The organism is Pelagicoccus sp. SDUM812005, from assembly GCF_031127875.1.
Taxonomy (GTDB): Bacteria; Verrucomicrobiota; Verrucomicrobiia; order Opitutales; family Opitutaceae; genus Pelagicoccus.
On record NZ_JARXIA010000005.1, the window covers coordinates 39195 to 51802 of the forward strand.

A 12608-nucleotide genomic window follows, 5' to 3' on the forward strand; every position below is an offset into this window, starting at 1 on the left:
GGATCAGAATCCGGGCAACATTGGGCTGATGAAATTCGAAACGATGTAAACGTTGCCGAAACCGAGAAGAAGGAGGGACAGAGCGAGAACGAGCGTGGACAGTCCCATCACCCAAGGCAGGCGAGCCCGCTTGGGCGCATCCGGAGCGTCCTCGTCCTTGCCGAGATACAGCCGCTCCAGCACTCGAAAGAAGTACACGGCGTTGAGCAAGCTGCTCACCAAGATCACCACTACGAGTACCCAGCTGCCCTGGTCGTAGCTGCCGAGCAAGAGGTACCACTTGCTGAAGAAGCCAGCCGTCGGAGGAAGTCCGATCATCGAAATCGCGGCCAGCGCGAAACAAGCGCAGGTCAAGGGCATCTTCTTGCGCAAGGACGCATTCAAGCCCTTGATCGAAGTCCCCTCCCCTTGGCGCTCCAGATTGGCTGTCACCAAAAAGAGGCAGGCCTTCATCACGGCGTGGTTGATGACGTGCAACACCGCTCCGATGTAGCCGTTGGGAGTCGCCAAACCGAATCCCACCGCGATGTATCCAATTTGCGCTACACTACTATAAGCGAGCATGCGCTTGAGGTTGTCCTGGGCGATCGCCATGATCGAGCCCCACACGATACCCACAGCGCCAAGATAAAGCACCACGTCGAAAATCCGCAAATCCGCGAGCAAGGCCTCGTACGGGAGAACCTCGTAGCCCAAGCGGAGCAGCGCGTAGGCAGCGACCTTCGTTCCCAAAGGAGCCACCAGCGCCGTACTGGTTGCGGGAGCATTGGTGTAGACGTCTGGCAGCCAGTAGTGCAGCGGCAAGAGCGCCATCTTGATGCCCAATCCGACAAAGATGAATACGACCGCGAGCGTCGTCACCGGTCCGAGGCCGTCCACCTGCAGGATCGCGGCCACGTCGACCATGTTCAAGGAGCCCGTCTTGGACAAGAGGAGACCGATGCCGATCAAGTAAAAGGAAGCTCCGATGGTTCCGATGATCAGGTAGCGGAACGAAGACAATGCCGCCTTCGCGCTGCCGCAGCCCAAAACCGCGTAGCCGGCCAAGGCGCTGATCTCCAAGAAAACGTAGAGGTTGAACAAGTCCCCCGTGCCCACGATGCCGCTGAATCCAGCCAGCAGGAGCAGCGAGGAAGCATAGAAGGTCATCGCGTTCTTCGCCCCGCAATCGCGTTCCACGGACTCGCGAGAATGCAGCAGCACGAACGCTGAAACCGCACCGATGGCGAAGGTGAAAAAACAGGACAGCGGATCGGCAACCAGCTCGATACCGATCGGCGGCGACCAGCCTCCCATCGCGTAGCGAATAGCCCCGCCGCTCGAAGTGAGCCAAAGCCCATAGCCGCCCAGTGCCGCGACCGTCAGGCTCGTCAACCAAGACAAGGTCCACGGCAAGCCGCGACCCAACTCGTTCGCCAAGGGCATCAACAGCGCCACGAACAAGTACAACAAAATCGGCAGAGCCGGCAGGTGTTCGGCTATCATTTCGCTGCCTCCTTTTGGATGTCATCTTCGTCCAAGCTGCCATAGGCGCCGTGGACGCGGATCAACAAAGACAAGGCAACGCCAACCGTTGCCACGCCCACCACGATCGCCGTCAGCATCAAGGCATGCGGCAAGGGGTTGATGTAGGCATCCGTCTGATCGACGGGAAGCGCCGCATCCTTCACCGGAACGGTTCCGTCCGCCTTGTACGCCGTCTGGATGAAAAACAGGATAATGGCCGCTTGGAAGATGGTCATTCCGATCACCTTCTTCACGTAGTTGCGCTTGAGCAGCATTCCGTACAAGCCCACTGTCAAAAGCAGGAAGCACAGAACGTACGCCGAGTAGTCGCTAAAAAAATTGCTCATCCTTCGCTCTTATCGTCCTCCGTCAAAACGTCGAAAATCGCCACTAGGACCGTCATCACCGCCAAGGCGACGCCCAGCTCGATAACCAAGATCCCCCAGTAGTGCAGGCCCACGGCAGACAGTCCCATCGACGGCATGGAAGCGTACTCCAAGAACCTTCCGCCGTTGAGTAGCGCCAACAGGCCTACGCCTCCGAAAATCCAAGCGCCCAGCGAACCCAAGCCGATGGTCGCGCCGGAGGACAGTTCCTTCTGGCTGGCGGCCCGGCCTTCGCCGATGCGTAGCAGGATCACCGCGGCAGCCAAGAGGGCTCCGCCTTGGAAGCCTCCGCCCGGACTGTAGTGACCGTGGAAAATAACATACAAGGCGAAGACTTGGATCAAGCGCGACATGTAGCGGCAGGCAAGCCGCACGACTGGACTAACGTCGATTCCCTTCACGATTCGCGCCTCCCCCGTAAGATGAGCAAACACGCGATCCCCGCCGCGAAGACGACCACCGTCTCGCCAAAGGTATCGAAACCACGATAGTCCGCCAGCACCACCGTTACGATATTGTCCGTTCCGGCGTCCTTGTACGAATTCGCGATATAATGAGTGCCCGCAGCCGGCGTGCCGACCGAGCTCTCGTCCCGATGCAAGGGAGCATCCACGTCCCCGCGGGACGGCAAGTCGCGAACGACCGATACCATCGACAGGAAAAAGCCGGCCAAGATTAGGTATTGTAGTACTTTCAATCCTCAGTCCTCCGCGTTGTCCGCAATATCATGGCAATAAAATAGACTCCTAGCACACCCGCTCCCACGACCGCCTCGGTGAAGCCCACGTCGACCGCGCCCATTTCTATAAACAGGACTGCGATCACGAAACTAAATACGGAAGTCGTGACCGCCGCCGCGAGCAAGTCCCGCACGTTGATGGCGATCAAGGCCGTAACGATCAGGAACGAATACAATAGAAACTCGATATAGTTGTTCATTTGCCAGCCTCCTCGCTCTTCGCTTCCTGCGCGTCGGAACGCCAGGGCTTCAGTCCACTCTTCCAAGCGGCGCGGCCCAGGGCATGCGCCGCAACGGGATTGGTCAGCAGCAGGAAGAATCCGATAAGCAGCACCTTCAAGGCATCCAGGGTAAGGCCGCTGATAATCGCAATGCCGACCACGGCTACGATCACGCCCACTGTATCCACCTTGCTGGCCGCATGGGTCCGGGCAAAGAAATCGGGCAGGCGCACCAAGCCGATGCTGCCGATCAGCATACCCAGCAAGCCCACGAAAACCAATACGCTACCGATGATGTCGCTTACGCTCATTACTCTTCCTCCTTCCGCAGGCGGAAGTATTCCGCCATGGCGATACCGCCGATAAAGTTCAGGATCGCGTAACCGAGCGCGATGTCGACGAACATGGACAAACGATCGAACATCAAACCAATCAGCAAAATCAGGACGATCGCCTTGCCGCCGATCGCGCCGATCGAAAGCAAGCGGTCAAATACCGTCGGCCCTTTAACGAGGCGATAAAACGGGATCGCCGTGGCCACGATAAAAAGCAGCACCATTACATTCGCCAAAGAACTCATACTCTGCCCTCCTTCTTCGTTTCAAGAGGTAGTTTTTCTACTGATACACTTGCAGAGGCCTCGCTCAAACGGGCCACGCGCTGAGCCATGTCCCCCTCAAACACATCCTTCTCCGTATCGGCCGTCAGGGCATGCACCACCATCTCGTCCCCTTCCACGTCCACCGTTAGCGTGCCGGGAGTCAGCGTGATCGAGTTAGCGAAAAGAACGGAATTCACCTGGCTCGGCATCTCGCAACGGAAGCGAAACATTCGCGGCTGCAATCCCTCCTTGGGACCGAGGATCTTCTTGGCGACGTACCAAGCGGCGAGAAGCATCTGCCACAAAAGCCAAAAAACGTAGACTACGGTGGTGACGATGCGCAGGCGGCGCTCCCCTTCCCCGCGAATCGCCGGCAGTCGGGATTCCTGCCAATACAGGAAGGCCACCGAGAGGGCTCCGATTCCTAGATGGAACGCATCCAACTTTCCGCTGAAAAGCACCCAAAGGACAAAAAGGCCGACAGCGGCGGCCAGCGACATCTTGCTTCGTCTCACGGCAGTTTTCTCAACACCTTCACTCATGCGGCTCGTTTTGAAGGATAGCCTCGGACGAAGTCCACGCAGACGCGCAACACCCTTCGTTCCAAACTTCCTGATTACCCCTGTTCATTGTTTCGATTGGAAGCGAGCACGCCTTGGCCTAGGCGATGCACCGGTCCAGAAGGACCGCTTTTCTTTACCGCCACGGACGCATGTCAACCAAAACAGGATCTTTTCCCACCAAAAACCTCGCCGGGCAACGCCAGCAACGCATCGAAAGCCGCCGCATCTTCAGCTCATGCTGCGGCGCAAACAGTAGATTTCCCAATGGCCCCAGCTCGATGCACATTGCCGAAAACTTGGCCTCAATATTGCTGAAATTCCCTCTAGCCTAGGATTGCGTCGCAACCGCGAGGCCCTATCTTCTGGCCCATCCAAACAGCGCACCCATGACACTTCTCGAAGCTCTCCCTCTCGCCGCTTCCGCACACTCCTCGCCGATCCTCGCAGACCTTGCCTGGATCATGCTGGGAGCCGCCGTCGCCGCCTTGATCTGCGCCCGCATCAAGCTGCCTCCACTTCTTGGATACTTGTTTGCCGGCTTCTTTCTCGGTCCCAACCTAGGCCTCTGGCCGCCCTTGGTGACGCTGACCAACGTCCAGGACCTCAGCGAACTCGGGGTCGTCTTCCTCATGTTCTACATCGGGCTCGAGTTCAATCTCCAGAAAGTCCGCAAAGTCTTCGCTCCGGCCGGAACCGCCCTCATCCTGCAAACCTTGCTCATGCTCTTCATCGGCCGGCAAGCCAGCGAGTGGCTGGGACTTTCCACCATGGACGGCTGGTTCCTGGGCGGACTGCTCTCCATCAGCTCTTCCATGGTATCCGTAAAGCTGATGCGCGAAAACGGTTCCTTCAACCGCCAGCACGGACAGCAAGCCGTCGGCATCCTGGTCTTCGAAGACATCCTCGCCATCCTGCTGCTCGTCCTGCTCAACGGTATGGCCGCCTCCGGCTCCTTCGACTACGCCAAGCTCGGCCAGACCGCCTTCTTCATCGGTCTCTTTATCGTCGCGGTCTTCCTGATCGGCACCCTAGGAGCCAAGCGCCTCGTACGGGTGCTCGAAACTCGCGGCACCACCGAGATGATCACCATGGCCACCCTCGGCCTCATTTTCGGCGTCAGCCTCATCGCCGAGCAATTCCAATTTTCCTGGGCGCTGGGCGGCTTCCTCGCCGGAGCCATCCTCCCCACCGCCGGGCTCGGCCATCGCATCGAAAGCCTCACCGAACCGCTGCGCGACCTCTTCTGCGCCCTCTTCTTCGTCACCGTCGGCATGCTCATCGAGCCAGCTGCCCTCTGGGCCAACGCCCCCGCCATCCTCATCCTCTCCGCCGTCGTCGTCGTCGGCAAGTTCGCCGCCTGCTGGCTGGGACTCTTCATCGCTGGCCAACACGCCGGCGTGGCTGGACGGGCTGCCATCATCAAGTCGCAGATCGGCGAGTTCAGTTTCGTCATCACCGCCATCGGAGCCAAATACGGAGCCACCAGCCCCGAGCTGCAGTCCATCGCTTCCGGCGTGGCCTTCGTCACCATCATGCTCACTCCCTTGCTCATCAAGAGCGAAGGCCCCATCCTCAAGGCGATCGAAAGCGCCGCCCCCAAAGCGCTCAAGGAATTCACCCAGCTCTACGCCCAATGGCAGGACACCCTGGAGCTCTCCTTCAACCGCAGCGTGCTCAACCTCGCCCGCGGCCCCATCCTGCGCATCGTGCTCTATTTCCTGATCATCAATGCGATCATCATCGGGGCCGCCATCGTCTCCACCCACTTCACCAAGCCGGACTTCGTCCCCATCAGCCAGGAGCACTTCAGCCAAGCCCTCTTCCTCTCCTCGCTTCTCTTCAGCCTGCCCTTCTTCGTGGATACCGTGCGAAACTTCAATGTACTCGTGCTGCTCTTTTCCGACGCCGCCCTGAGCAAGAAGCTGTTCCAGCAGTTCTCTAAAGGAACCTTCCGCAACGTATTCAACGGATTGATACTTCTCGTCCTGCTTTTCGTCTACGGCACCGTATTCCTGATCGTAGCGGCCCCCTTCTTTCCGACCGGGTCCATCTTTTTCGTTTTCGTAGCGGTCGCCTTGATACTGGGGCTGACCTTCTGGAAGCGACTCGTGCACATGCACAACAATTGGGAAATGGCCTTCGTCGAATCGATGGAGAACGAGTCTCGCAGCCAGATCGAGAAACGCATCGAACACAATCTCACCCAGCTGCAAAAGGAGAACCCTTGGCAAGTGCAGGTCGAAGCGGTCGACATCCTCAAGACCTCGAAGTGGACCGGCAAGGAGATCAAGGACATCGACCTGCGACGGCAAACCGGAACCACCATCGCCGGCATCGAGCGCGGCGGCTTCGACTTGACCGACATCCAGCCCTACTCCCGGATCTTCCCGCACGACAAGCTCTTCCTGCTGGGCGAGCCGGAGCAGATCGCCGCCGCTCGCGCCTACTTGAACCAGGAGGACGACGGCGCGGAAAAGCCCCAGTCCCCTTTCCGCTTCTCCAAAGAAATCGTGCCGCCCCTAAGCATCTGGGACGGGCTCTCCATCAAGGACACCCGACTGCGCTCCGAGCACGGCGTCACCATCGTCGGCATCCAACGCGCGGGCCAGCGCATCGTAAGCCCCAGCCCCGACGAAGTCCTGCACGAGGGCGACCTGCTGCTGATGATGGGATGCGAAGACCGGCTCGCCAAGGTGAACCAACTGCTCGTGCTGGAAGAAGAGAAAGCGAAAGCTGGCTGATTCCGAATCGACGCCTAGAGAGCTGCGGAAGCTAGTCCTTGGAAATCGCGACCAGCTCGAGGATCAAGCCCTTGAGCAGCTCCATCTCCACGCCGTTCATAGCGGTAATCGTCATCTTCTCCGGTCCGACGTATACGGAACCGACCCGCACCACTTGCCCCTCCTCTTCGCCGAGATCCTCCAAGTCTTCCTCGCCCTCGAGGGCTTGTACCGGCGGACTCGATACAGGCAGCACATGGATATCGAAAACCGTTTCCCCTAGCGGATCGAAACCGAACTCCATCGGATCGACCTCGGAAAAGAACGGATGCCGCCGCAAGGCTTGCACCGCGTTGTGCTTGTCCGCGTCCAAGTAGAAACTCGCTCGGCAAGGATCGTCAGCCGGCCTGCCGCCCGCATCCGGACCGCCCAGCTCGCCCACCCCGTCGCGCTCGTCCTGGATGGAAGTGCAAAGGTTCCAAACCTCCGGCAAGGCGTCCTGCAGGGCTTCCGCAACCTGGTTCGGCTCCGTATCCAAAAACTCGATAATGGCATCGATGATCGACCCCAGCACGTCCGCCGTCCCCACGAAAACGCCTGGGATCACGTAGATGCAGTTCTCGTGCACCAGAAAGCGCCCGAACATCACCGCCCCGCGCTCCAAGGGTTCCTGGTCTCCGAAATCCACATACAAGTATTCGCTCCCCGGCTCGAAAACGTTGCGAACCGTATAGTACGGAAGCGACTCGTTCGCCTCGGTGACCTGCACGAGCAAAGCTTGGCTCTGCGCCAACTTTTCGAATACAAGCCGAGCGTCGTTCTTCAAGCCGCACTCCTTGCTATCTTCCAAAGCCGCCTTGACCTCGGGAAAAGCCCGCCCGCTCAAGGCCAGGTTCATGATGTTCCACTGGGTCTCGTAAGCGATCAAAGGCAGGTCGCGCTCCGGCGCGAAACGGCGGTCCATCGCGTCGAAGCGACGCGCCCACTCCTCAGGCCCCACCCGCTTCTCCAGCCAGCGCGAGGCGGCCGCCAACCCCTTGCCCACGATCGCGTCGAAAGCCTTGGGAGCGTCCGGATTGAATGGGTTGAACGGGCAGGTCAAAGGACATTGCTGCTCGACCACCCGCTCCGCGACGCAGCGCTGGACGGTGATGGAGGATCCGATTGCCGGGCAGAAACGTCGGTCGGGAGTTGAAATAGGAGATACCATAAGCTTCCCAAGGTCTAGGCCTCGCCCTCCAGAAATCGAGCTTCAAAAACGCCGCCGCTCGCCTGCCATTCTGTAAGAGCAGACTTGCGCGCATTTCCCTTCACTCCTCCTCCGCCTTCGAGCATAAACACTCCCCTATGAACCTCGGAAAAATCGCTACCACCCTAGCCCTCGCGGCTGCATTTTCTGCCACTTCCAGCTTCGGCCAGCAATTCAAGGCGCTGCTTTTCACCAAGACCGACGGCTGGCACCACGACTCCATCAACGCCGGAGTCACCGCCATCCAAGACCTCTCCAAGCTGCACGACTTCGAGGTCTTCTGGAGCGAAGACGCGGGCCGCGTGATGAACGACAATTGGCTCAAGGACTACGACGTCGTCATCTTCCTGCTCACCACCGGCAACATCCTCAACGACGAACAACAAGCCGCCTTCCAACGCTTCATCAACAACGGCGGCGGATTCGTAGGCATCCACAGCGCCTCCGACACCGAGTACGACTGGGATTGGTACACCAAGATGGTCGGGCACATGTTCCACATCCACCCGGCCGTGCAAACCGGGGTCATCAAGGTCGAAGACCCCAACTTCCCGGGCATGGACCGCTTCGCCCCCAAGTTCATCTTCACCGAGGAATGGTACGAGTTCGACGCCCCACGCACCGACGACCTCAACTACCTGCTCAGCGTCGACGAAAAGACCTACAAGCCTGCCGCCAACTGGGGCGTGAAAAGCGGGGACGGCATGGGCGACTTCCATCCCGTCAGCTGGTACAAGGAATACGAGGGCGGACGCGCCTTCTACACCGCTCTCGGCCACATGCCGGCCACCTACAAGGACGCGGACTTCATGCACCACGTCTACGGCGGCATCTACTGGGCCGCCACCGGCAACGGCTTCACCGCCGGCGAATAGCGCATCGCAGCCTCGCCCACCTAAAACCAAATATAGCTTCCTCAGGGGCTGGACTCGCAAGGTCCGGCCCCTTCGCGTCTAGGGAGCCATCACCGGATCCGACAAGCCGATCGACCGCCGCACCTGGGCAACCGCCGCATTGTAGCGATAGAACGCTTCGGCCTGGTTCAGCCGCGCTTCGGTCAAAGACACCCTCGCCTGCAAGACGTCCAGCTGGGTGGCGTCGCCCGCCTCGTAGCGGATATCCGCCAAATTCAAGGCCTCTTCCGCTTGCCCCACCACCTGGATGCTTGCCTCCGCCAGTTCGCCAGCCGCCTGCATCTCCGAAAGGGCCCGACGCACCTCCACCTCGACCGCCAACGTCGATTGGCTGCTCTCCAGCCTCGCCTGCTCGAACTGCGACTTCGCCTGCAGCACCTGCCCTCGCGTGCGCCGCCCGTCAAAAAGCGGCACGCTCACCTCCAGCCCTGCCGTCCACCCCTCCAGGGCGTCGTCGAAACTGGAGGAATCGCTCGGCTTGTTGAACTGGTAAGACCCCACCAAGGCGACCTTCGGGCGATAACCGGAGCGGGCAATCGCGACCCCCTCCCTGCGAGCTTCCTCCACCTTCGCCAAACGCTGCAGCTCCGGACGGTTCGCTAGGGCCGACTCCAGGGCCGACTCGAGGTCGAAGCTGAGCGGCGCATAGCGCAGCTCCCCGAGCAACTGCGGAACCTTCCGCTTGTTGACGCCTTCCATCACGAAAAACCCCAGGGTCTGACGCAGCTCCTCCACCGCGATCCGATAGTCGTTCTGGGCCTGGATCAAAGCGGGACGGGCATTGGCCAGCGAAACCTCCGCTCGCAAAACCTCGAAGCGAGATCCCGAGCCCACCTCGTAGCGATTCTTGGCATTCTCCAGCAACTCCTCGAAAAGGCCCACGTTTTCCTCCTGCACCCCGATTCGAGCCCGGGCCAGCAGGGCCGCATAGTAGCCAACCCGAGCCGCCAGCAAAGTATCGTTGACCACCGCTTGCAGCTCCAGCAAGGCCGCCTCCTCCACCAAGCCCTGTACCCGCAAAGCCGCCCGAACGCCTCCGCCCGCATACAAGGTCTGCCGCGCCTGCACCCCTAGCGACCATTGAGCCGAAATGGCCGGCCCAAAGGCGTCCGGATCGCTCAAGCCCTCGTCGATCTCCGTGTACTGACCCATCACCGAAACGTCCGGCAAAGCCTGGGAACGCACCTCGATCACCAAGCCCGTCTGCTCCTCGATGCGCTGGCGCGCCTTCAGGATCTCGAAGTTGTGCTCGAGGGCAAAGCCGAGAGCCATCTCGAGGTCGAGCTCCTCCGGGATTTCGTAAGAACTCGTTTGGGAGCTGGAGAGGGAGGCGACGGCTAGCGAGCCGACTGCGAGGATGGGGTGGAGTTTTCGCAAAAATTGCATGGTAGATCGATCGATTCGCAACGAGGAAAGTGAGGGAGCAATACGCCGCTTCAACCTCATAATGGCTCGCGGGCCCGCCCACCTCACTCGGCTGCTGACTCCCCTCCTATACGCAACCCACAGCGACCCGTTACGAAAAAAAGGCCCTGATCCGTCAAAAAGCTTAGCTCCAGCGGCATCCTGCTAGCAGCCAGCATCCTCCTAGGACGCCCAGCCCCAAAAGAAACAAGTATCCATATTTCCGATACTCAGCTCAATATCTCTCGATAAGCCTCGCCCTCCCGGAACGAAGCCCCGGTTCACCCCATTCCCTCCACTAATCAACCCTAAGACAGGAACTTGCCGCGAAAATGACAGTCCTTCCCCTTTGCAGTCCCAATACCCAAGCCAACGCTCCTCGCGGTCCCTCGATACGCCAAAAACTGTCACAGTTTTGTCAATACGTTGAAAAACGCTCCCCCGAGAGGCGGATTTCTTGATTTTTGACACATCGCTTCTTGGCAAGGCCACCCCGCTGCATAGATTACCACGCTAATGTTTCCGGATTCGGACAATCACTCTTATCCCAAGTCCCTTTCAACCACCTTCTTAGGGACCTCCCCCGACGCCTCCCCCGAGCAGGAAGGTTCCTTCACCCGCGCCCAACTCAAAGCCGCCCTCGAAGCCGCCTACCAGGCCGGCGCAGACCGCGCAAAGAAACAGGAAAAGCACACCGCCGATCCGGACATGCTCTTCTGGCAGCTCATGGACAACCTGCCGGACAACGTTTACTTCAAGGATACCCGAAGCCGCTTCATCTGCGTCAACCGAGCCCAAGCCCGCTTCCTCGGAGTCGAGGAGCCCAACGACGCCATCGGCCTCTCGGACTTCGACTTCTTCCCCGAAAAGCTGGCCAAAATCCAGTTCCAGGAAGAGCAGGAAATCATCGCCACCGGCAAAGGCTACAGCCTGCACGAAGAAAAGCACCTCAAGGACGACGTGCTGGAGCGCTTCATCGTCTCCAGCAAGCTCCCCCTCAAGGATTCCGCAGGCAAAGTCTACGGCACCTTCGGCATCTCCCGCGACGTCACCGAGCGCTACCTCGCGGAGCGCGAGGTCCAACGGCAGCGCAACCTGCTCGAAGCCATCATCGACATCCTCCCCTGCCGCATCTTCGTCAGGGACCTCGACGACCGATTCGTTCTCGCCAACCAAACCTACAAGACCGCCCTCGGCATCAAGTCCTCGCAGGAAATCATCGGGCACACCCTTGCCGAATTCAGCGACGAGGAACGCGTCGCCAAGATAAAGGCCGAAGACCAACGCGTCCGCGAAAAAGGGGAACCCATCCTCAACCAAATCGACTTCGACCTGAGCGTTTTTAAGAAGGACAGCTGGATCGTAACCTCCAAAGTGCCGCTGCGCGGAAGCGACGGCAGCATCGAAGGCATCGTGGGCATGACCTACGACATCACCGAGCAAAAGCTGGCCGAAGAAGAAGCCCGCACCCTTTCCGAAAAGCTGCGACACAAGAACGCCCAGTTCGAAGCCGAGCTCCTCGTCGCCCGCCAGCTGCAGGAAACCTTGATGTCCATCGGCTTCGACGAAAACCGACAGTATTCAAAATCTGGAACAAACTGGGACCTACGCTCCAGCTACTTCTACAAGCCCAGCCACCACCTCGCCGGCGACTTCTTCGACCTTATCCAAATCTCCGACTCCAAAGTCGGCGTGCTGGTCTGCGACGTCATGGGGCACGGCGTAAAGGCCGCCCTCGTCACCATGCTCCTGCGCGGCCTCATCTCCGAGTTCGCCGATATCCTAGACCAGCCGGGTCGCGTCCTCGGACAACTCAACAAGCGACTCTGCTCCCTCGCCGAAGACCAGGAATTCCCCCGCTTCACCACCGCGGTCTACCTCACCCTCGACCTCGATACCGGACAAGCCCGCGTCGCCAACGCCGGCCACCCCGGCCCCCTCTGGAAAACCCGCGACCAACACGGACGCGAGCTCTTCGAACCCTGCCCCTCCGGCGAAATCGGCCCCGCCCTCGGCCTCATTCCCGAGCAAGAGTTCCCTCGCCACGAATTCACCTGCCAGGATACAACCGAGTTCCTCCTCTACACCGACGGCATCATCGAGCAAAAGGACGCCATGGGCAACGAGTTCGGCATCCTCAAGCTCGAGGAACTGCTCCTGAACAACAAGGGCGACGACCTCGCCGAACAGCTGAAGACAATCAAGTCAGCCCTCAAGCTCACCGCTGGAACCGAAGACTTCGACGACGACATCTGCATCGTCGCCGTTAAAATGCAGCCTAAAGCCCCGAAAACCGGAGCCTAGC

The 12608-nt window shown here is 59.6% G+C and carries 13 protein-coding genes; 3 read left to right on the plus strand and 10 right to left on the minus strand.

What is annotated here, in order from left to right; all coding sequences use genetic code 11:
- Positions 1 to 3 precede the first annotated feature (3 nt).
- From QEH57_RS07695 to QEH57_RS07730, 8 genes are read right to left on the minus strand one after another with little or no spacing between them, the layout of a single operon-like run.
- A complete protein-coding gene (locus QEH57_RS07695) occupies positions 4 to 1485 on the minus strand; it encodes a proton-conducting transporter membrane subunit (RefSeq protein ID WP_309006128.1) in 1482 nt (493 codons plus the stop codon).
- Entirely contained in the window at positions 1482 to 1853 is a 372-nt protein-coding gene (locus QEH57_RS07700; RefSeq protein ID WP_309006129.1) for a cation:proton antiporter subunit C, read from the minus strand. Before QEH57_RS07700 ends, QEH57_RS07695 begins: the two co-directional genes overlap by 4 nt.
- On the minus strand, positions 1850 to 2293 hold the full coding sequence (locus QEH57_RS07705) for an MnhB domain-containing protein (protein WP_309006130.1): 444 nt from the start codon (positions 2291 to 2293) through the stop codon (positions 1850 to 1852). The genes QEH57_RS07700 and QEH57_RS07705 overlap by 4 nt, the downstream gene beginning before the upstream one ends.
- A complete protein-coding gene (gene mbhE, locus QEH57_RS07710; RefSeq protein ID WP_309006131.1) occupies positions 2290 to 2589 on the minus strand; it encodes a hydrogen gas-evolving membrane-bound hydrogenase subunit E in 300 nt (99 codons plus the stop codon). Before mbhE ends, QEH57_RS07705 begins: the two co-directional genes overlap by 4 nt.
- Positions 2586 to 2831 (minus strand): hydrogenase subunit MbhD domain-containing protein, encoded by a 246-nt coding sequence (locus QEH57_RS07715; protein WP_309006132.1) that lies wholly within the window; start codon positions 2829 to 2831, stop codon positions 2586 to 2588. Before QEH57_RS07715 ends, mbhE begins: the two co-directional genes overlap by 4 nt.
- Positions 2828 to 3163 carry a monovalent cation/H(+) antiporter subunit G gene (gene mnhG / locus QEH57_RS07720; RefSeq protein ID WP_309006133.1) on the minus strand — a complete coding sequence of 112 codons (336 nt, stop codon included), beginning with the start codon at positions 3161 to 3163 and terminating at the stop codon, positions 2828 to 2830. Before mnhG ends, QEH57_RS07715 begins: the two co-directional genes overlap by 4 nt.
- A complete protein-coding gene (locus QEH57_RS07725; protein WP_309006134.1) occupies positions 3163 to 3432 on the minus strand; it encodes a monovalent cation/H+ antiporter complex subunit F in 270 nt (89 codons plus the stop codon). The genes mnhG and QEH57_RS07725 overlap by 1 nt, the downstream gene beginning before the upstream one ends.
- Positions 3429 to 3968 carry a Na+/H+ antiporter subunit E gene (locus QEH57_RS07730; RefSeq protein WP_309006135.1) on the minus strand — a complete coding sequence of 180 codons (540 nt, stop codon included), beginning with the start codon at positions 3966 to 3968 and terminating at the stop codon, positions 3429 to 3431. The genes QEH57_RS07725 and QEH57_RS07730 overlap by 4 nt, the downstream gene beginning before the upstream one ends.
- A gap of 434 nt (positions 3969 to 4402) precedes the next feature.
- On the opposite strand from QEH57_RS07730, the gene QEH57_RS07735 reads away from it, so the two are divergent.
- Positions 4403 to 6757, plus strand: coding sequence for a cation:proton antiporter (locus tag QEH57_RS07735; RefSeq protein WP_309006136.1), 2355 nt, complete (start codon positions 4403 to 4405; stop codon positions 6755 to 6757).
- Between the two features lie 31 nt (positions 6758 to 6788).
- Here QEH57_RS07735 and QEH57_RS07740 read toward each other — a convergent pair whose 3' ends face one another.
- Positions 6789 to 7946: a hypothetical protein gene (locus tag QEH57_RS07740; RefSeq protein WP_309006137.1), complete on the minus strand. Its 1158-nt coding sequence runs from the start codon at positions 7944 to 7946 to the stop codon at positions 6789 to 6791.
- Positions 7947 to 8083: 137 nt separating this feature from the next.
- Between QEH57_RS07740 and QEH57_RS07745 the strand changes: the two genes are divergently transcribed.
- Positions 8084 to 8860, plus strand: a complete 777-nt coding sequence (locus QEH57_RS07745; RefSeq protein WP_309006138.1) for a ThuA domain-containing protein — start codon at positions 8084 to 8086, stop codon at positions 8858 to 8860.
- A 78-nt stretch (positions 8861 to 8938) separates the two neighbouring features.
- Here the strand turns inward: QEH57_RS07745 and QEH57_RS07750 are convergent, their stop codons facing one another.
- Complete coding sequence (locus tag QEH57_RS07750) at positions 8939 to 10285, minus strand: TolC family protein (RefSeq protein WP_309006139.1); 1347 nt, start codon at positions 10283 to 10285, stop codon at positions 8939 to 8941.
- A 534-nt stretch (positions 10286 to 10819) separates the two neighbouring features.
- On the opposite strand from QEH57_RS07750, the gene QEH57_RS07755 reads away from it, so the two are divergent.
- On the plus strand, positions 10820 to 12607 hold the full coding sequence (locus QEH57_RS07755; RefSeq protein WP_309006140.1) for a SpoIIE family protein phosphatase: 1788 nt from the start codon (positions 10820 to 10822) through the stop codon (positions 12605 to 12607).
- Position 12608 lies beyond the last annotated feature (1 nt).